This is a genomic window from Krasilnikovia cinnamomea (assembly GCF_004217545.1).
In the GTDB taxonomy this organism is placed as follows: Bacteria; Actinomycetota; Actinomycetes; order Mycobacteriales; family Micromonosporaceae; genus Actinoplanes; species Actinoplanes cinnamomeus.
Map to the genome: position 1 here is coordinate 7,362,581 of NZ_SHKY01000001.1, position 17,419 is coordinate 7,379,999.

The 17,419-nt window shown below is 73.1% G+C and carries 15 protein-coding genes; 10 read left to right on the forward strand and 5 right to left on the reverse strand.

The genetic code is table 11. The annotated features are described in order from the left end of the window. The first annotated feature begins 3 nt into the window (after positions 1–3). The gene (locus EV385_RS32485; RefSeq protein WP_130512910.1) at positions 4–270 is read left to right on the forward strand and encodes a hypothetical protein; all 267 of its coding nucleotides are present in this window, start codon (positions 4–6) and stop codon (positions 268–270) included. Positions 271–278: 8 nt separating this feature from the next. Here EV385_RS32485 and EV385_RS32490 read toward each other — a convergent pair whose 3' ends face one another. Then, positions 279–1,016 carry a cyclase family protein gene (locus EV385_RS32490; protein WP_207230038.1) on the reverse strand — a complete coding sequence of 246 codons (738 nt, stop codon included), beginning with the start codon at positions 1,014–1,016 and terminating at the stop codon, positions 279–281. Positions 1,017–1,094: 78 nt separating this feature from the next. On the opposite strand from EV385_RS32490, the gene EV385_RS32495 reads away from it, so the two are divergent. Continuing rightward, positions 1,095–1,418 (forward strand): hypothetical protein, encoded by a 324-nt coding sequence (locus EV385_RS32495; RefSeq protein WP_341273984.1) that lies wholly within the window; start codon positions 1,095–1,097, stop codon positions 1,416–1,418. A 24-nt stretch (positions 1,419–1,442) separates the two neighbouring features. On the opposite strand, the gene EV385_RS32500 is transcribed toward EV385_RS32495, so the two are convergent. Together EV385_RS32500 and EV385_RS32505 are read right to left on the reverse strand one after the other, a co-directional pair. After that, the gene (locus tag EV385_RS32500) at positions 1,443–1,997 is read right to left on the reverse strand and encodes a GNAT family N-acetyltransferase (protein ID WP_130512912.1); all 555 of its coding nucleotides are present in this window, start codon (positions 1,995–1,997) and stop codon (positions 1,443–1,445) included. Then, on the reverse strand, positions 1,994–2,557 hold the full coding sequence (locus tag EV385_RS32505; RefSeq protein ID WP_130512913.1) for a helix-turn-helix domain-containing protein: 564 nt from the start codon (positions 2,555–2,557) through the stop codon (positions 1,994–1,996). The genes EV385_RS32500 and EV385_RS32505 overlap by 4 nt, the downstream gene beginning before the upstream one ends. 55 nt (positions 2,558–2,612) lie before the next feature. On the opposite strand from EV385_RS32505, the gene EV385_RS32510 reads away from it, so the two are divergent. The 3 genes from EV385_RS32510 to EV385_RS32520 are packed head-to-tail and all read left to right on the forward strand — an operon-like array spanning position 2,613 to position 6,899. Continuing rightward, complete coding sequence (locus EV385_RS32510; RefSeq protein ID WP_207230039.1) at positions 2,613–3,713, forward strand: CapA family protein; 1,101 nt, start codon at positions 2,613–2,615, stop codon at positions 3,711–3,713. Continuing rightward, positions 3,703–4,422 carry a MerR family transcriptional regulator gene (locus EV385_RS32515; protein ID WP_242625200.1) on the forward strand — a complete coding sequence of 240 codons (720 nt, stop codon included), beginning with the start codon at positions 3,703–3,705 and terminating at the stop codon, positions 4,420–4,422. Before EV385_RS32510 ends, EV385_RS32515 begins: the two co-directional genes overlap by 11 nt. Beyond that, positions 4,419–6,899 (forward strand): VIT domain-containing protein, encoded by a 2,481-nt coding sequence (locus EV385_RS32520; protein ID WP_130512915.1) that lies wholly within the window; start codon positions 4,419–4,421, stop codon positions 6,897–6,899. Before EV385_RS32515 ends, EV385_RS32520 begins: the two co-directional genes overlap by 4 nt. A gap of 59 nt (positions 6,900–6,958) precedes the next feature. Here EV385_RS32520 and EV385_RS32525 read toward each other — a convergent pair whose 3' ends face one another. Beyond that, positions 6,959–8,761 carry an alpha/beta hydrolase gene (locus EV385_RS32525; protein ID WP_130512916.1) on the reverse strand — a complete coding sequence of 601 codons (1,803 nt, stop codon included), beginning with the start codon at positions 8,759–8,761 and terminating at the stop codon, positions 6,959–6,961. Positions 8,762–8,971: 210 nt separating this feature from the next. Between EV385_RS32525 and EV385_RS32530 the strand changes: the two genes are divergently transcribed. The 4 genes from EV385_RS32530 to EV385_RS32545 all read left to right on the forward strand — a co-directional run bounded on the left by EV385_RS32530 (position 8,972) and on the right by EV385_RS32545 (position 15,659). Continuing rightward, positions 8,972–11,365: a phosphoketolase family protein gene (locus EV385_RS32530; RefSeq protein WP_130512917.1), complete on the forward strand. Its 2,394-nt coding sequence runs from the start codon at positions 8,972–8,974 to the stop codon at positions 11,363–11,365. A gap of 205 nt (positions 11,366–11,570) precedes the next feature. Continuing rightward, positions 11,571–13,808, forward strand: a complete 2,238-nt coding sequence (gene pflB / locus EV385_RS32535; RefSeq protein WP_130512918.1) for a formate C-acetyltransferase — start codon at positions 11,571–11,573, stop codon at positions 13,806–13,808. Beyond that, the gene (gene pflA, locus EV385_RS32540; protein WP_130512919.1) at positions 13,805–14,554 is read left to right on the forward strand and encodes a pyruvate formate-lyase-activating protein; all 750 of its coding nucleotides are present in this window, start codon (positions 13,805–13,807) and stop codon (positions 14,552–14,554) included. Before pflB ends, pflA begins: the two co-directional genes overlap by 4 nt. 130 nt (positions 14,555–14,684) lie before the next feature. After that, complete coding sequence (locus EV385_RS32545; RefSeq protein WP_130512920.1) at positions 14,685–15,659, forward strand: DUF8189 domain-containing protein; 975 nt, start codon at positions 14,685–14,687, stop codon at positions 15,657–15,659. An 89-nt stretch (positions 15,660–15,748) separates the two neighbouring features. Here EV385_RS32545 and EV385_RS32550 read toward each other — a convergent pair whose 3' ends face one another. Further along, positions 15,749–16,396 carry a response regulator gene (locus EV385_RS32550; RefSeq protein WP_130512921.1) on the reverse strand — a complete coding sequence of 216 codons (648 nt, stop codon included), beginning with the start codon at positions 16,394–16,396 and terminating at the stop codon, positions 15,749–15,751. A gap of 151 nt (positions 16,397–16,547) precedes the next feature. Between EV385_RS32550 and EV385_RS32555 the strand changes: the two genes are divergently transcribed. Then, positions 16,548–17,408: a universal stress protein gene (locus EV385_RS32555; protein ID WP_130512922.1), complete on the forward strand. Its 861-nt coding sequence runs from the start codon at positions 16,548–16,550 to the stop codon at positions 17,406–17,408. The last annotated feature ends 11 nt before the right edge of the window (positions 17,409–17,419 follow it).

The window sequence follows — 17,419 nt, forward strand, 5'->3', positions numbered from 1 at the left end:
GGCATGCCGATCGGAGCGCAACCTCCGGACCGACGCGGGACGGTCGGGCACCCGTACAGTGCGCTGAATCTGCGTCTGGTGCTGGCGCTGTTCGGTGTCGTCGTCTGCTCGGTGCTGGCCGTGTGGCTGTGGCGCGGCGGCTGGACCGTGCCGGGCTGGCTACTGGCCGCCTGGGCGGTGGTGGCCGCGGTCGATGCCGTGGTGGTGCAGGTGCGGCGCCGCGCCCGGCGGCGCGCGGAGGGCGGGCGCGACCACTCGCTGTTCGAGTAGCGGCGTGGTCAGCCGGGCGGCGGCAGGACCCCGTAGATGAGCGCGGTGGAGCCGGAGCCGTGGCGGTTGATCTGGCCGCCGCACAGGACGTACGCGCCGGTGGCGGGCAGGGACGCGAGGTTGGCGAGGATCTCCAGGCTGATCCGGCGTCGCCGGTAGAGCAGTTTGGACACCGCGTACGTGCGGTCGGTGCCCGGGTCGGGCCCGAAGGTGTCGGTGCCGAGCGCGCCGTTGCGGCCGAGCCGCCCGGTGTCCACCAGCCACTGGAGCGCCGCCACGCTGAAGCCGGGCTGGTGCCGCACGCCGTCGGCGTCGTACCGGTGGAAGGCGTCCGTGCCCCAGTGTGACTCCCAGCCGGTCCACATGATGACGGCGGCGCCGTCCGGGATGCGGCCGTGCGCGTTCTCGAAGTCCCGCAGGTCCGCCACCGTCATCGCGTAGTCGGGGTCGGCGGCGCACCGGTCCCGCATGTCGATCTTGACGGCGGGCAGGAAGAGGTCGTTCGGCTCCAGGTCGTCGGCCAGCGCCTCACCGTCGGTGAAATGCCCGGGGGCACCCCAGTGCGTGCCGGTGTGCTCGCCCTCGCGGACGTACTGAAGGTAATAGCCGTCGTCGGCGATCGTCGCGGCCGTCTCCAACGTGAACGGTGGATCGCCGGGGAACAGGCACGTGGTCGCGGGATCGTTGACGTGCGACAGGCTGACCAGCCTGATCCGCCCCAGCGGAGACCGCGCGGTGTCGCCCATGGGCCGCCCCCTGTCTCTCCAGACACGAACCCTAGTTCGTGGCCCGCGACGCATCCGGGGCGCCGTAGGGTGCTGGTCTTGGACGAGATGGTGCCCGACGACCTGCCGGTGGTCACGACGCTGGGCCGGATCGCGGCGGCACGGCCGTGGCTGGCCGCGCTGCCGGCGCTGATCGCCGAGGTGCGCGAGCGGTTCGGGGTACGGCTGGGCCCGCCCTGGCACGCGGGCAGCTGCAGCTGGGTGGCACCCGCCGAACTACCCGACGGCACGCCCGCCGTGGTGAAGATCGGCTGGCCACACCGCGAGATGTACGGCGAGCCCGTGGCGCTGCGCCGATGGGCCGGGCGGGGCGCGGTCCATCTCCTGGCACACGGGCCGAGTGGGCCGATGACCGGTCTGTGACAACCGTGGCGGCCGGGGACCGATTCAGGCCGCGCCGATCGGTTTGTAGAAGAAGCTGCAGTCGCGCAGCGACCCGCTCGGCTCCAGGGCGTAGTCGGGCACGATCCCGTAGCGCGACCAGCCCGCCGCCAGGTACAGCCGCTCGGCGGGGCTGGCGGTCTCGGTGTCCAGCAGCAGCAGGGTGATCCCGGCGCGGGCGGCCGCGTCCTCGGCGGTGGACAGCAGCCGGCGGCCGAGCCCGTGGCCCCGGTCCCGCCGGTGCACCGCCAGCTTGACCACCTCGGCGCGATGCCGGGCGTTCGCCTTGCCCGCGTACGCGAGGCTGATCGTGCCGCTGATCCCGGCGGGACCGCGCGACGCCCAGACGGCGAGGCTGCCGTCGGCGAGCGCGGAGCGCTGCGTCTGCCACCACGCGGCGGCCTCGGCCGGGCTGAACGGGGCGACGAACCCGACCGAGGCGCCCCCGGCGACCGCGTCGGCCAGCACCTCGGCCAGCCCGGGGACGGCGGCGTCGAAGCTCGCCGGGGTCAGGCGTTCGATCACGTGCGGCACGGTCGCCTGCTGCGCCGGGGTGCTCATGGCAGCACCACGAAGACGGCGTAGCGGACCGGCTCCGGGCCCGGGTTGCGGAACCGGGTCCCGCCCCAGAGCCGGAACCGCAGGCACTCCCCGGCGCCGATCTCGTGGCGGCGGCCGTCGTCGGTGAGCTCCAGCGTCCCGTCGAGCACCCAGACGTGCTGTTCCAGGCCGGGCACGGGCGGCGCCTCGTACGTGATGTCGGCGCCCGGTCGCAGCCGCCCCTCGACGACCTCGCCGCGCAGGCCCGGCCGTGGCGGGGAGATCAGCCGCCGGGTGAACCCGGAGGCCTCGTCGCGCCACACCGGCTGGTCGTCGGCGCGGACCAGCTCGGCCGGGGCCGCCTCCACCTCGGCCAGCAGGGCCGACATGGTGCGTTCGTACGCGGTGCACAGCCGCCCGAGCAGGGCGGCGGTGGGGCTGATCTCGCCGCGCTCCAGCCGGGACAGGGTGGAGCGGCTGATGCCGGTGCGGGACGCCAGGTCGTCGAGGGACCAGCCGCGCTCGCCCCGCAGCGCGCCGAGCCGCACGGCCAGCCGGTCGTCCACCGTCTCTGTTCTCATATCGGGGATCCTATCCCACATTCGAGACAGTGCCGACCGGTCTAGCGTGGGAAGGGTGGTGAGTCTCGCCCTGTGCGGCGACGTGATGCTCGGACGCGGCATCGATCAGATCCTCGGCCACCCCGGCGCGCCCGAGCTGTGGGAGACCTACGTACGCGACGCGCGCGACTACGTCCGCCTGGCCGAGGCGGTCAACGGGCCCGTGCCGCGCGGGGCGGACCCGCGCTGGCCGTGGGGCGACGCCCTGCCCCACCTGCTCGACGCGGACGTGCGGGTGCTCAACCTGGAGACCGCGGTGACCGCCGGGGGCACACCGGCCGCGGGCAAGGGCATCCACTACCGCCTGCACCCGGCGAACCTGCCCTGCCTGCGCGCCGCCCGCCCGGACGTGTGCGTGCTGGCGAACAACCACGTGCTCGACTTCGGCGCGGACGGACTCGTGGACACCCTCGCCGCGCTGCGGGCGGGCGGCCTGGCCACGGCCGGGGCGGGCGCGGACGCCGCCGCCGCGTGGCGCCCCGCGCCGGTCGCGTCGGGACCGGGCCGGGTCGTCGTGCTGGCCGCGGGGCTGCCGTCAAGCGGCATTCCGGCCGGGTGGGCGGCGACCGCGGAGGGGCCGGGCGTCGCGTACGTGCCCGAACCCTCGGCTGCCTGGGCGCGGCGGATCGCGGCGGAGATCGAGGCGGCGCGGCGTCCCGGCGATCTCGTCGTGGCCAGCCTCCACTGGGGAGGCAACTGGGGCTATCAGGTCGCGCACGACGAACGGCGTTTCGCCCACGCCCTGATCGACGGCGGGGCCGACGTCGTGCACGGCCATTCGTCGCACCACCCGCGCCCGGTCGAACTGCACCACGGACGGCTGATCCTGTACGGCTGCGGCGACCTGATCAACGACTACGAGGGCATCGGCGGGCACGAGCGGTACCGCGCCGACCTGCGGCTGGTGTACCTGGCGGAGCTCGAGGCGACCGACGGGACGCTGACCGGCCTGCGCCTGGTGCCGCTGCAGGCCCGGCGGCTGCGGCTGGAACGCGCCACGGCCGGGGAGACGGCATGGCTGCGGGACACCCTGGACGAGATCAGCGAGCCGTACGGCATCCGGATGGGCACCGGGACCGACGGAACCCTGACCGCGCTATTTGACAGTGACATATGACAGTGTCATTGTGGTGGGCATGTGGACGATGGACGAGCTGGTGGAGCGCGTACGCCTGGCCCTGGCGGCGCAGTACCCCGGCGCGCCCAACGGCCGCATCCGGGATCTGCCCGACCGCCGGGCGATCCGGTGGTACGCCACCACCGGGCTGGTCGACCGCCCCGCCGCGATGCGCGGGCGCACGGCGCTCTACGGGCCCCGCCACCTGCTGCAACTCGTGGCGCTCAAGCGGCGCCAGGCGGCGGGACGCAGCCTCGCCGAGATCCAGGCCGAGCTGGCCGGCGCCGGTGACGCCCAGCTCGCCGAGATCGCCCGGATCCCGCCGGACCTGCTAGCCGGGGCCGACCCGGCCACCAGCGCCGAGCCGCCACGGACCCGGTTCTGGGCGGACCCCCCAGCACCGCCAAGCCGGGCTCGGCCCGCACCGGCACCGCCCGAGACGGTGCTGCCCACCGAGACGGCGCTGCCCACCGAGGCGGCGCTGCCCACCGAGACGGCGCTGGCCGCCGGAACGCCGCTGCCCACCGAGGCGGCGCTGGCCGCCGGAACGCCGCTGGCCGGGGTGGCGCTCGGTGGCGGGGCGGTGCTGCTGGTGCCGGGCAGCCCGCGCGCCGCCGACCTCGCCGACATCGCCACCGCCGCCCAACCCCTGATCGACCTGCTCGCCACTCGCGGCCTGCTCGCCACCAACGATGGGAGTCCCCGATGACCTTCTCCGTCCTGCCGCTGAGCGGGGCCGAGCTCGACCGGGCGGTCCGCCCGAAGATCGACGGTGGCGTGGGCATCCTGCTCACCGAGCGCGGCAACCTTCCGCTGGACCTGCTCGACGTCCAGGCCGCGATCACGGGGCTCGTCGCGCACACCGTGGTGACCACCGAGTTCGTCAACGTGCACGACACCGCCCTGGAGGCCACGTACGTCTTCCCGCTGCCGGACCGGGCCGCGGTCACCGGCATGACCATGACGGCCGACGGCCGCACGATCGAGGCGGAACTGCGCGAACGCGCCGCGGCCCGCCAGCAGTACGACCAGGCCGTCGCGGCCGGGCAGCGCGCCTCGATCGCCGAGGAGGAACGCCCCGACGTCTTCACGATGCGGGTCGGCAACATCGCCCCCGGCGAGCGGGTGACTGTACGGCTGCGGCTGGCCGGGCCGTTGCCGTACGAGGACGGGGCGGCGACCTTCCGGTTCCCGCTCGTGGTGGCGCCGCGCTACATCCCGGGGGCACCGCTGCCCGGCCCCGCCGTGGGCGACGGGTACGCCGACGACACTGACGCGGTCCCGGACGCCTCCCGGATCACCCCGCCGGTGCTGCTGCCCGGCTTCCCCAACCCGCTGCGGTTGTCGATCGGCATCGACATCGACCCGGCCGGGCTCACCCTCGGCGAGGTGCGCTCCAGCCTGCACACCGTCACCGGCAGCGGCGGCCACCTGGAGATCCGGCCCGGCGAGCGCGCCGACCGCGACTTCGTGCTGCGGCTGGCGTACGCGGGCGCCACGCAGGCGGCGATCGCGGTGCCCGACGCGGACGGCGAGCAGGGGTCGTACCAGCTGACCCTGCTGCCTCCGGCGGACGCCGCGGCCGGTGCCCGGCCCAAGGACGTGGTGCTGCTGCTGGACCGCTCCGGCAGCATGGAGGGCTGGAAGATCGTCGCCGCCCGACGCGCCGCCGCGCGGGTGGTGGACACGCTGACCGGCGCGGACCGGTTCGCGGTGCTGACCTTCGACCACCAGGTGGAGCGCGTCGACGGACTCGGCGCCGGGCTGGTCGAGGCCAGCGACCGGAATCGGTTCCGCGCGGTGGAACATCTGGCCCGGGCGACCGCCCGCGGCGGCACCGAGCTGCTGGCCCCGCTGGACGAGGGGCTCAGCCTGCTGCACGCGGCGGACGGGGGCCGCGACCGGGTGCTCGTGCTGGTCACCGACGGCCAGGTCGGCAACGAGGACCAGATCCTCGCGGAGGTCGCGGGCCTGGTGGGGGCCACCCGCGTGCACGCGGTGGGGATCGACCGGGCGGTCAACGCGGGCTTCCTCGGACGCCTGGCCGCGCTCGGTGCGGGCCGGTGCGAGCTGGTCGAGAGCGAGGACCGCCTGGACGAGGCGATGGAGCACATCCACCGCCGGATCGGCTCGCCCGTGGTGACCGACCTGAGCATCAGCGCCGAGGGCCTGGCGACCACGGACGACACCCGCAGCCCGTACCGGCTGCCGGGCCTCTACCCCGGGGTGCCCCTGGTGATCACCGGCCGGTACACCGGCGCGGCCACCGGAGCGCTGACGGTCACCGGGCGCACCCGCGACGACGGCCTGTTCACGGCCACGGTGCCGGTGCGGCGCCGCGACGAGCCCGCCGTGACCGCGCAGTGGGCCCGGGCCCGGCTGCGCGACCTGGAGGACCGGTACGCCGCCGGCGAGCACGAGCTGGAGCCGCAGATCGTGTCGACCTCGCTGCGCTTCGGCGTGCTGTGCCGGTTCACCGCGTACGTGGCGGTGGACGCCCGGGTGGTGGCCGCCGACGGCGCGCCGCGGCGGGTCACGCAGCCGGTCGAGTTGCCGTCCGGGTGGGCGTCACCCGCGGCCGGCGACGCGGTGGCGCCGATGCTGCGCCTTGGCGCCGCGCCGCCCGTCGCGCCCGCCGCGGCGCCGATGGCACCGGGGTTCGCCCCCGCCCGGGGCTCGGCGCGGGCGGTCGACGCGGGAGCGGGTTCCGAGGCCAACGCGGCAGCGTACTTCGACGGCGAGGCGGATCGGCACTTCATGGCCGATGCGGCACCGCCGTCGCCTCCGCCGGCAATGCCGCCGCCTCCGCCGTCGGGTCCGGCGCGGACTTTCGCGGCCGTGCCGTCGGTGATGCGGCTGCCCCGCGGCCACCGCGGCGGCGCCCGGCGCCAGACCGACGCGCTGCGCGACATCCTCGCCGTGGAGGCCCGCCGGCTGCGCGATGCCGGGGAACTGCCCGCGGCCGAGCGCCGGGACCTGCTCTCGGACCTGGCCAGCCGGCTCGGGGTGCTGCTGGCCGGGCTCAGCGACCCGGCGGTGGAACCGCTGCGGGCACTGGTGGACCGGCTGAACTCGGGCGAGGACCTCGCCGACCGGTGGCGCGCGGCCCGGGAGGTCCTGGACGCGTTCCTCGCCGGGCACGGCCGGCCCGCACGGGGGCGCCGGGCGACGTTCTGGAAGCGCTGAGGGCGCCGGAAAGGGGGTGCCCCGCCCGGAGGCATGGAGGGCGGGGCACCCGGTCCTTCTCAGCCGGCGAACGGCGTACGGTCCACCGGCGGCAGCAGCTTGGCCTCGCCCGGTGCGGGCAGGCCGTGGGCGACGATCTCCTCCGGGGTGGCGCCGCTCAGGTCGAACGGCGCCTCAAGGCCGGACTGGTCCGCCTTGTCGATCACCCTGGTGTACGGCTGGACGTCGCCGTGGCACACCGTGCCGGCCTTCGGCAGGTCCCGGTACAGCAGGTAGCGGTCGATGTGGCCGGTGGCGCACGCCGACGTGCCGTACGCGGTGTGGCCCCAGTTGTCGCTGCTCAGCAGGCGGCTGTTGGGCAGCAGGTCGGCGGCCTTGACCGCGTCGCGGTAGTTGGTGGCCGGGTCCCAGTAGCTGCCCACGATCAGCACGGGCCGGGCGGTACGCCGGTTGAACGGCCCGGTGTAGGCGTCCTCGTCGCGTACGGTCCACGCGTTGCGGGCGCAGGGCACGCTGGCCCACGCCCAGGGCCGCCCGAAGTAGGGGGCGCGCCGGTCGGCCGCGGCCGCCTGCCGGGCCCAGCCCTTCGCCGACGCCGGGTGCCGCCCGTCGGTGCACATGACGGCGGAGTACGCCTCGAGCGAGTTGTCGTACGGGAAGCCCCGCTGCGCACGCCGCGCGGTGAGCCGCTGGCGCATGGCGGCGCCGGCCGCGTCGATCTCGTCCGGCGTGGCGGAGCGGTTCGGATCGGTCAGCAGCCACAGCTCGGCCAGCATGCCCGAGAGCATGTCGCCGCCCTGGGTGTCGTAGAGCGCCCCCAGGGCGACCGTGACGAACAGGGGGTACGTGAACGTCATGCCCTCGCCGAGGTTCAGCGGCTTGCGCTTGAGCCGGCGGGCGATGGTGCCGAACTTGCGCACCGTGTCCGGGCCGGCGAAGGCGCACTTGGTGCTGCCGGCGCGCTCGCAGCGGTGCAGCAGTTCGATCAGCGCCCGGTACGCGCCGTCGGCCGAACGCAGCCGCTGGTCCTGGTTGGTCTTGCCGGTCTTCCGGGTGCCGACCCAGGCGCGCGGGTTGATGGTGCCGTCGACCGCGAGGGCCCGGAACCGGTCCGGGAACATGTTGGCGTAGTACTGGCCGAGCGCGGAGCCGTAGCTGAAGCCGAGGTAGGTGAGCTTGGTGTCGCCGACCGCGCGGCGCATGACGTCCATGTCGCGGGCGACCTCGGCGGTGCTCATCGCCCCGGCCAGTTCCCGGCCGGTGGTGGAGCAGCCGCGGGCGAGCTTGCGGGCCGACTTGAGGTACGACTTCACCTGCTTGGCGCCCACGGGGAACGGCAGGGTGTTCAGCGGCTTGAGGGCCCGGGTCTGCTTGCCGGTGTCCCGGAAGCACTGGACCTGGTCGCTGGCGCCGATGCCGCGCGGATCCACCCCGACGATGTCGAAGCGCTCCAGCAGCGCTTCGCTGAGGAAGTACGGCGCGGCCAGGGCCATGAACGTCGCCTGGGCGCCGGGGCCGCCGGGGTTCACGAACAGGCTGCCGATCTTGCGGTCCTGGTCCTTGGCGCGCACGCGCACGAGGGCGAGGGTGACCTGGCGTCCCCTGGGGTTGTCGTAGTCCAGCGGCACCTCGGCGGTCGCGCACTGGGCCCACTGGTAGCAGCTGTACCAGTCCAGCTTGGGGGTGGGGACCCGGTCGACCCGGCGCGCCTCGGCGGCGCTGGTCTTCGCGGACCGCGCCGCGGCGGCGGTGGCGGCCGGCTCCGGCGCGGCGGTGGGGGCGGCAGGGGCCGGGGTGATGAGGCCCCCGGCGGCGATCAGGCCCGCGGCACCGGCGGCCAGCAGGCGGGAGGAGAGCGGCACGAGGGAACCTTCCAGGCGCGGCGCCCCGTTCGCGCCGGATACCACAAAGGTACGGATTGGGCCGGTATTTCAGCACGGCGCAACGGCGTGACCAACGGGACCGGCGCGGCGGGACCTCTGGCCCTGATCGCGGTGAACGCCGCCCGAAAGCATGGTGGCGGTTCCCCTGAACGGGGCACCGCACCGCAGCGCATACGGGAGGATCCGAGCATGACCTCGACGCAAGCCCTGCAAGGGCCGCTGACCGACGACGAGCTTCGCCGGCTCGACGCGTACTGGCGCGCGGCGAACTACCTCACGGTCGGTCAGATCTATCTGCTCGACAACCCGCTGCTGCGTGAACCGCTGAAGCCGGACCACATCAAGCCCCGGCTGCTCGGGCACTGGGGCACCAGCCCCGGCCTCAACATGATCTACGCCCACACCAACCGGCAGATCGTCAACCGCGACCTCAACGCGATCTACATCATCGGCCCCGGCCACGGCGGCCCGGCCATCGTCGCGAACACCTGGCTGGAGGGTACGTACAGCGAGCTGTACCCGTCGGTCAGCCAGGACGAGGCCGGGATGGCCCGGCTGTTCCGGCAGTTCTCCTTCCCCGGCGGCATCCCCAGCCACGTGGCTCCCGAGGTGCCTGGCTCCATCCACGAGGGCGGCGAGCTCGGCTACTCACTGATGCACGCGTACGGTGCCGCGTTCGACAACCCGGACCTGACCGTGATCTGCGTGGTCGGCGACGGTGAGGCCGAGACCGGCCCGCTGTCGGCGAGCTGGCTGTCCAACGTCTTCCTCAACCCGGCCCGCGACGGCGCGGTGCTGCCGATCCTGCACCTCAACGGCTGGAAGATCGCCAACCCGACCGTGCTGGACCGCATCGACGAGTCCGACCTGGTCGCGCTGTTCACCGGCTCCGGCTACGAGCCGATCATCGTCGCCGGCGACGAGCCCGCGCTGGTGCACCAGAGCCTGGCCGCCGCGATGGACCAGGCCCTCGACACGATCGCGGCGATCCAGCGGCACGCCCGCAGCACCGGTGACGGCACCCGGCCCCGCTGGCCGATGATCATTTTCCGTACGCCGAAGGGCTGGACCGGTCCGCGCGAGGTCGACGGAATCCCGGTCGAGGGCACGTTCCGCTCGCACCAGGTGCCGCTGGCCGGGACCCGCGACAACCCGGAGCACCTGGCCCAGTTGGAGCGCTGGCTGCGCTCGTACAAGCCGGAGGAGCTGTTCGACCCGATCGGCGCGCCCGTGGCCGAGCTGACCACCATGCCGCCCAAGGGCATCCGGCGGATGAGCGCCAACCCGCACGCCAACGGCGGCGAACTGCTGCGCGACCTGGTACTGCCGGACTACCGCGACTACGCGGTCGACGTGCACCACCCCGTGCACCCGAAGCGCGAGGCGTGCCGGGTGCTCGGCGAATGGCTGCGCGACGTGGCCCGCGCGAACCCCGACCGGTTCCGGCTGTTCGGCCCCGACGAGGTGGCCTCCAACCGGCTCGGCGCCGCGTTCGAGGTCAGCGACCGGGCATTCACGGCGCGCACCACCGAGTACGACGAGCACCTCTCCCCCGACGGCCGCGTCATGGAGGTGCTCTCCGAGCACCTGTGCCAGGGCTGGCTGGAGGGTTACCTGCTGACCGGCCGGCACGGCGTGTTCACCAGCTACGAGGCGTTCATCCACGTCGTCGACTCGATGCTCAACCAGCACGCCAAGTGGCTCAAGACCACCAACGAGATCCCGTGGCGGCGCCCGATCGCCTCACTCAACTACCTGCTGTCCAGCCACGTGTGGCGCCAGGACCACAACGGCTTCTCCCACCAGGACCCGGGTTTCATCGACCACGTGGTCAACAAGAAGTCCGAAGTGGTCCGGGTCTACCTGCCGCCGGACGCCAACACGCTGCTGTCCACCATGGACCACTGCCTGCGCAGCCGCCAGTACGTCAACGTGATCGTCGCGGGCAAGCAGTCCGCGCCGAACTGGCTGTCCATGGAACAGGCCGCCCTGCACTGCCGCCGCGGCCTGGGCATCTGGGATTGGGCCAGCACGGACGCGGGCAGCGAGCCGGACGTGGTCCTCGCGGCCGCCGGGGACGTGCCGACGCTGGAGACGCTCGCCGCCGCCGACCTGCTGCGCACCCACCTGCCCGACCTCAAGGTCCGGGTGGTCAACGTCGTGGACCTCATGCGGTTGCAGCCCGAGAGCGAGCACCCGCACGGGCTGTCCGACCAGGAGTTCGACACGATCTTCACCACGGATCAGCCGATCGTCTTCGCGTACCACGGCTACCCGTGGCTGATCCACCGGCTCACCTACCGGCGGACCAACCACGGCAACATGCACGTACGCGGATACAAGGAGGAGGGCACCACCACCACGCCGTTCGACATGGTGATGCTCAACGACCTGGACCGCTTCCACCTGGTCATCGACGTGATCGACCGGGTGCCGGGGCTCGGCTCGCGGGCCGCGCACCTGCGCCAGGCGATGGTCGACGCCCGCCAGCAGGCCCGGGCGTACACCCGGACCCACGGCGAGGACGACCCGAAGATCGCGGAGTGGACGTGGCCGACGACGGAGGCACCCACCAACCCCTGACCGCCCGCCGCGGCGCCAGGACCCGGGCCCGCCGCCCGGGCCTGGCGCCGCGGCGTTTCCCGCCCGGGCGGGCAGCCCCGGCGCTCCCGCCCGGCCCGCGGGTGCCCGTCCTGCGCAGGGCGGCGGCACCGGGCGGACAGGACCTTCGGCCGTGTCCGGCGCGGGCGGCCGGTGACGATGCTGGAGATGGACACGAGGAGGGGCAATGCAGGCTGAATCGCACGATGCCTGGCGGGGGTTCGACGGCCAGAGCTGGCGTCCGTCGATCGACGTCGCCGGATTCATCCGAGACAACGTGACGCCGTACACCGGCGGGGCGGAGTTCCTGGCCGGCCCCACCGAGCGCACCCGCCAGATCTGGACGACGTTGCAGCAGATGTTCGTGGAGGAGCGCCAGCGCGGGATCTTCGACGTCGACACGCACACCCCGTCGACCATCACCGCGCACGCCCCGGGATACCTGGACCGCGACAACGAGCTGATCGTGGGCTTGCAGACCAGCGCCCCGCTGCGCCGGGCGATCATGCCCGCCGGAGGGCTGCGCATGGTCGAGGGCGGGCTGAAGGCGTACGGCTACGAGATCGACCCGACCGTGAAGAAGATCTTCTCCACGTACCGCAAGACCCACAACGACGGCGTCTTCGACGCGTACCCGGCCGACGTGCTGGCCGCCCGCCGCTCGCACATCATCACCGGCCTGCCCGACGCGTACGGCCGCGGCCGCATCATCGGCGACTACCGCCGCATCGCCCTGTACGGCGTCGACACCCTGATCGCCGAACGCCGCGCGATCAAGGCCGCCGACGACCGCCTCTCCAGCGAGGACGTGATCCGCGAACGGGAGGAGCTGGCGGAACAGATCCGCGCCCTGGGCGAGCTGAAGGAGATGGCCTCGGCGTACGGATTCGACCTGTCCGGCCCCGCCACCACCGCCCGCGAGGCGATCCAGTGGCTGTACTTCGGCTACCTGGCCGCCACCAAGGAGCAGAACGGCGCGGCCATGTCGCTGGGCCGCACCTCCACCTTCATCGACATCTACCTGCAGCGCGACCTCGCCGAGGGCACCCTGGACGAGACCGCCGCCCAGGAGCTGATCGACGACTTCGTGATCAAGCTGCGGATCGTCCGGTTCCTGCGCACACCCGAGTACGACGAACTGTTCTCCGGCGACCCCACCTGGGTCACCGAGGCGATCGGCGGCATCGGCACCGACGGGCGCCCGCTGGTCACCCGGACCAGCTTCCGCTACCTGCAGACGCTCTACAACCTCGGGCCCGCCCCGGAACCCAACCTGACCGTGCTGTGGTCGCCGCAGCTGCCCGAGGGGTTCAAGAGGTTCTGCTCGCAGGTGTCGCTGGACACCAGCTCGATCCAGTACGAGAACGACGACCTGCTGCGGCCCGCGTACAGCGACGACACCGCGATCGCCTGCTGCGTGTCGGCGATGCGGGTCGGCAAGGACATGCAGTTCTTCGGGGCCCGGGCCAACCTCGCCAAGGCGCTGCTGTACGCGATCAACGGCGGCCGCGACGAGCTGACCGGGGCGCAGGTGGCCCCGCCGAGCCCGCCGCTGGAAAGCGACGTGCTGGACTACGACGAGGTGATGGCGGCCTACGACAAGACCCTCGACTGGCTGGTCGAGACGTACGTCGACGCGCTCAACGTGATCCACTACATGCACGACAAGTACGCGTACGAGCGGATCGAGATGGCCCTGCACGACCACCCGGTGCACCGGTTCCTGGCCACCGGCATCGCGGGCCTGTCGGTCGCCACGGACAGCCTGTCCGCGATCAAGCACGCCCAGGTCAAGGTGCTGCGCGACGCGGAGGGCCACGCGGTCGACTACCAGGTGGACGGCGAGTACCCGACGTTCGGCAACAACGACGACCGGGTCGACTCGATCGCGGTGGACCTCGTGGAACGGTTCATGGACAAGGTGCGCCGCCAGCCCACGTACCGGGGTGCCGAGCCCAGCCTGTCCGTGCTCACCATCACCTCCAACGTGGTGTACGGCAAGCACACCGGCAACACCCCGGACGGCCGGCGCGCCGGGGAGCCGTTCGCGCCGGGCGCCAACCCGATGAACGGGCGCGACAAGCACGGCCTGATCGCCGCCGCGCTGAGCGTGGCGAAGCTGCCGTACCGCAGCGCCCGCGACGGCATCTCGCTGACCGCGACCGTGACCCCGGACGGGTTGGGCCACACCCGCGAAGAGCGGATCGACAACCTGGTCGGGGTGCTCGACGGCTACACCGACGCGGGCGGCTTCCACCTCAACGTCAACGTCCTGGACCGGGCCACCCTGGAGGACGCGATGGTGCATCCGGAGAACTACCCGCAACTGACCATCCGGGTCTCGGGGTACGCGGTGAACTTCGTGCGGCTCACCGCGGAGCAGCAGCGCGACGTCATCTCGCGCACCTTCCACGGCGCGCTGTGACCACAGCGCTGAAACGGATCGTCGGCGCCGTCCACTCCTACGACGTGTCCGTCGGGGTGGACGGCCCCGGCACCCGGTTCGTGGCGTTCCTCGCCGGTTGCCCGCTGCGCTGCCTCTACTGCCACAGCCCGGACACCTGGTACCGGCGTAGCGGCACCGCCACCACGGTGGACGAACTCATGGCGAAGGTCCACCGGTACGAGCGCTTCGTCAAGATCGCGCGGGGCGGTGTCACCCTGTCCGGCGGCGACCCGCTGCAGCAGCCCGACTTCGTCCGCGCGGTGTTCCAGGCCTGCAAGGCCGTGGACCTGCACACCGCGCTGGACACCAGCGGCTTCCTCGACGAACGCGCGGACGACGAGCTGCTGGACGCCACCGATCTGGTGCTGCTGGACGTGAAATCCGGCGACGCGCAGACGTACCGGAAGGTGACCCGGACCGGGCGGCTGGCGCCGACGGTCCGCTTCGCGCACCGGCTGGCCGAACGGGGCACCCCGATCTGGGTGCGTTTCGTGCTCGTACCCGGGCTCACGGACGCCGTGGACAACGTGGCCGCGGTGGCCGACATCGTGGCCGGGGTGGGCACGGTCGAACGGGTCGAGGTGCTGCCGTTCCACACCCTCGGCGCGCCGAAGTACGCGGCGCTCGGGCTGGACTACCCGCTCAAGGACACCCCGAGCCCAAGCCCCGAACTGCTCGACCGGGTTCGCGGGCAGTTCCGCGAGCGTGGCCTCTTCGTCACCTGACGTGACGTGGCCGGCAAGGGTCCAAAGCCTCTAGTTCCCCTGAACGCTCCCTCAGTACGGTCCGATCGATCGATCAGTATCGATGGCTTCGCACATCGGAGTGCGGAGATGATCGAAGGGGGAACCACTCATGGTTCATCAGGCGCACGCCGGTGGGGGCCGGCGCATCGTCCGCGCGATCGTCGCGGGCCTCGCCGCGATGATCACGATCACGGCGCTCGCGGTGGCGCAACCCGCCGCCGCCAGTGCCGCGCCGCCGTCGGCGGCCTGGACCGGCTGGGTGCCGGTGCCGGGCGGCGGGACGACGGCCGACCAGCCCGCCACCGCCGTCTACAACGACATCCAGTACCTGTTCGTCAGGGGGACGGACAACAAGATCTACACCCAGGCCGCCGACGGCGTGTTCTGGTACGGCTGGCGTGAGGTGGCCGGTGGCGGCGCCACCCCGTCCGCCCCCGCGGCCACGGTGTACCAGTCGCAGCTGCACCTGTTCACCCGCGGCACCGACGACCGGATCTACCTCAACCGGCTCAACGGCACGACGTGGTCCGGCTGGTCCCAGGTGCCCGGCGGCGGGGCGACCCGCGGCACGCCGAGCGCGGTGGTCTACCAGAACACGCTGTACCTGTTCGTCCAGGGCACGGACAACCGCCTCTACGTCAACCGGGACTACAACGGCGCGTGGAGCGGCTGGTACCAGGTGCCCGGCGGCGGCGCGACCCCCTCGGGTCCCGGCGCGGCCGTGTACCAGAACACGCTGTACCTGTTCGCCCGCAGCTCCGACAACCGCCTCTACGGCAACTGGATGTCGTCCAACGGCGCGTGGAGCGGCTGGTACCAGGTGCCCGGCGGCGGCGCGAGCCCCTCGTCCCCGGCCCCCATCGCGTACCGGGGTTCGCTGGGCCTGTTCGTGCGGGGCACCAACAACGCGATCTACGTCAACGCGCTGACGAACGGGGTGTGGAGCGGGTGGTCCCAGGTGCCCGGCGGCGGCGCGACACTGTCCGCACCCGGCCCCGGCGTGTACCAGGGCTCGCTGGACCTGTTCATCCGCGGCACCAACAACGCCGTCTACCTCAACCGGACCGGGCCGCCCGCGTCCTGACCGGCTGATCCGGCCCGCCACGGCGCGGGCGCAAGGGCGCCCCGGGACCCACCGGTCCCGGGGCGCACCGTATGGTTCACGGCCCGGTCTCAGAGCGTGTGCGGGTGCTCCCCCAGCAGCCGGGTGGCCAGCACCGCCGCCTGCGTGCGGCGCTCCAGGCCCAGCTTGGCCAGCAGACTGGAGACGTAGTTCTTCACCGTCTTCTCCGCCAGGAACATCCGCCCGGCGATCTCCCGGTTGGTCAGGCCCTCGGCCACGTACTCCAGGATCCGGCGCTCCTGCTCGGTCAGCGAGGCCAGTTCGCGCGGCTGCTCCACCCCGTTGCGGATGCGCTCCAGCACCCGTTGGGTGACCGCAGGGTCGAGCAGCGACTGCCCGGCCGCGACCCGGCGCACCGCGTCGACCAGGTCCGTGCCGCGGATCTGCTTGAGCACGTACCCCGAGGCGCCGGCCATGATGGCCGCGAACAGCGCCTCGTCGTCCTCGTAGGACGTGAGGATCAGTCCCTTGATCGACGAATCGATCGCGCGCACATCGCGGCACACGTCGATGCCGTTGCCGTCGGGCAGGCGCGCGTCGAGGACCGCCACGTCCGGGCGCAGGGCGGGAATGCGGCGGGCCGCCTCCTGGGCCGAGCCGGACTCGCCGACCACCTCGATATCGCCGGCCGCGTGCAGCAGATCGGCCAGGCCACGCCGGACGACCTCATGGTCGTCGAGCAGGAAAACTCGGATCATTGCTCTTTCCTACCCTGCCGGTGATGCGATGACCAAGGGACGAAGGTCCCGCGCCGGGCCGGACGGCCCGTCCGGACGGGACCAGGCGCCCTGACCGGGGGGCCACCCGGCGGCCGACGATCAGGGAACAGACACGGAAAGGGGCCCGGCCATGCCCGAAAAGATGATCATTGTCGGGTACGACGGTTCACCGGACGCGCGGGCCGCCAGCCGGTGGGCCATGGACGAGGCCGCCCGCACCGGCGCGCCCGTGCAGCTGTGCTGCGCGTACGAATGGCCGACGTGGTCACCCGCCGCCGCGACCGTCCCCGTCCCGGCACCGTGGCCCGACCCCGAGACGGAACGGGCCATCAAGGGCATGCTCGAACGCGCCGCAGCCGCGGCCCGGCTCAGCCACCCCGGCGTCGAGGTGTCCACGTCGGTCGCCCACTCCGGCGCCGTGCTCACCCTCATCGAGCGCTCGGCCCACGCCAGCCTGGTGGTGCTGGGCAGCCGCGGGCACACCGCCGTCGGCAGCCTGCTCGGCTCGGTCAGTGTGGGGGTCAGCGCCCACGCGCACTGCCCCGTCGTGGTGGTGCGCGGCGCCAGCGACCCGGCCGCGCCCGTGGTGGTCGGCGTCGACGACTCCAACCGCACCCCGCCCGCCCTGGCGTTCGCGTTCACGCAGGCCGCCGCGCGCGGCACCGGGCTGCGCGCCGTCCACGCCTGGACCCCGCCGGGCGACGGCAACCCGCCCACCCCCCGGGTGAGCGAGGCGGAGCAGAACCGGCACCTGGCCGCGATGGTGGACGCGTGGCGCGACGCCTTCCCGCAGGTGGCGGTCACGTCAGAGGTGGTCACCGGCGATCCCGCACACGCGCTGGCGCACAGCAGCGAAGCCGCCCAGCTCGTCGTGCTCGGCACCCACGGCCACGGCGCGTGGCACGGCCTGCTGCGCGGCTCCGTCAGCCAGCACCTGCTGCACCACTCGCGGTGCCCGGTGGCGGTCGTCCACGACCTCGCGCATGCGTGAGCGGCGGACGC

Bases quoted from the DNA above. Each gene is read 5' to 3' on its own strand.
- EV385_RS32530 (WP_130512917.1), top strand. From the start codon at position 8,972: ATGACCTCGACGCAAGCCCTGCAAGGGCCGCTGACCGACGACGAGCTT.
- EV385_RS32500 (WP_130512912.1), bottom strand. From the start codon at position 1,997: ATGAGCACCCCGGCGCAGCAGGCGACCGTGCCGCACGTGATCGAACGC.
- EV385_RS32520 (WP_130512915.1), top strand. From the start codon at position 4,419: ATGACCTTCTCCGTCCTGCCGCTGAGCGGGGCCGAGCTCGACCGGGCG.
- EV385_RS32555 (WP_130512922.1), top strand. From the start codon at position 16,548: ATGCCCGAAAAGATGATCATTGTCGGGTACGACGGTTCACCGGACGCG.
- EV385_RS32550 (WP_130512921.1), bottom strand. From the start codon at position 16,396: ATGATCCGAGTTTTCCTGCTCGACGACCATGAGGTCGTCCGGCGTGGC.
- EV385_RS32490 (WP_207230038.1), bottom strand. From the start codon at position 1,016: ATGGGCGACACCGCGCGGTCTCCGCTGGGGCGGATCAGGCTGGTCAGC.
- EV385_RS32505 (WP_130512913.1), bottom strand. From the start codon at position 2,557: ATGAGAACAGAGACGGTGGACGACCGGCTGGCCGTGCGGCTCGGCGCG.
- pflB (WP_130512918.1), top strand. From the start codon at position 11,571: ATGCAGGCTGAATCGCACGATGCCTGGCGGGGGTTCGACGGCCAGAGC.
- EV385_RS32545 (WP_130512920.1), top strand. From the start codon at position 14,685: ATGGTTCATCAGGCGCACGCCGGTGGGGGCCGGCGCATCGTCCGCGCG.
- EV385_RS32485 (WP_130512910.1), top strand. From the start codon at position 4: ATGCCGATCGGAGCGCAACCTCCGGACCGACGCGGGACGGTCGGGCAC.